Source organism: Actinomycetospora cinnamomea (genome assembly GCF_003096675.1).
In the GTDB taxonomy this organism is placed as follows: domain Bacteria; phylum Actinomycetota; class Actinomycetes; order Mycobacteriales; family Pseudonocardiaceae; genus Actinomycetospora; species Actinomycetospora cinnamomea.
In genome coordinates this window covers 1-1,276 of the sequence record NZ_QEKW01000045.1, presented here as the reverse complement: position 1 = coordinate 1,276, position 1,276 = coordinate 1, and the positions used below count along the sequence as shown (strand labels likewise).

1 protein-coding gene is annotated in these 1,276 nt (G+C 68.3%); it reads left to right on the top strand.

What is annotated here, in order from left to right; all coding sequences use genetic code 11:
• Positions 1 to 111: 111 nt before the first annotated feature.
• Positions 112 to 1,276 (top strand): hypothetical protein (locus C8D89_RS28635; protein ID WP_133252115.1); only part of this gene is annotated, 1,165 nt, incomplete at its 3' end.

Here is a 1,276-nt window from a genome sequence, read left to right as displayed (position 1 = left end):
CGGGGGCTCCGGTCGGCGGGATCTAGACCGTGACCGGCGGGCCGGTCCGGTGTATGAACCGCCTCGAGCGGTTGGTGGGCCTGCTGGCCGCCCGTCCGACCGGAGCCAGAGATGACGGTAGCCCGCAGCGCGGCTGATGTCCTCGATCAACATGTGGTCTTCGAGCTCGAGTCGATCGACCGCATGTACCTCAACGTGTGGCAGCCGCGGCTGACCCATGGGGGCGGGGCGTCGGGCTTCTTCGTGGCCCACCGCGGCCATCACTACGCGTCCACCGCCCTGATGGACCCGATGACCAAGGCCTTCGTGGCCGACATCCACGGCTTCGTCGCCGCCCGGGGCCTGGAGCTGGTGTCCTTCGGCAAGGGCGAACGCAAGGACGACATCGCCGCGCAGTTCCTGGCCGGCTTCACCGCCGACGAGGGGGTGCTGTTCGTCGGCCGCGCGCAGGAAAAGGCCGGAGTATGGCGCACTCAGCGCCGCTACAACCCGGTCACCGGCGAGCCCTACGCGTGGCTGGTCCGGGCGACGGCGTTCATCAACTTCTTCTACTTCTACTGCGTGGACGCCGACTTCGGCCCGTTCTTCCTCAAGTTCAGCACCTACTTCCCCTACACCGCCAAGCTGTGCCTCAACGGCCACGAGTGGGCCAAACGCCAGGCCGCCAAGGCCGGGATCGGGTTCACCGCGCTGGACAACGGGTTCGCCGCGGTCGACCTCGACGGCCTGGAGACGGTGCAGGCGATCTGTGACCGACTCGGGCCCGGGCACATCGACGCGCTGCTGCGCAAGTGGCTGCGGATCCTGCCCCACCCGTTCACCCCGGCCGACGAGGACGCCGGCTACCGCTACGAGCTCTCGATCCTGCAGGCCGAGTTCTCGCTGACCCAGATGCTCGACCGCCCCGTCAGCGGCCGGATCTTCTTCGAGCAGGTCCTGCACGACAACCTCGATATCGGCCGCCCGGACCGGGTCAGCCTGGTGTTCAACCGCCGGATCCGTCGCCGCGGCAAGCGCCCCACCCCCGCCCGGTTCCGCACCCGCGTCATCACCGACGGCGTCGTGCCCTCGCTGCACGTCGACTACAAGAACGCCAAGATCAAGCAGTACCACAAGGAAGGGAGAGCGCTGCGCACCGAAACCACCATCAACGACACCCGCGACTTCGGGATCGGGAAACGGCTGCTCAACCTGCCCGCACTCCGGCAGATCGGCTTCCCCGCCAACCGACGCCTGCTCGACGTCCAACGCATCAGCCACGACCCGATCCGCGGCG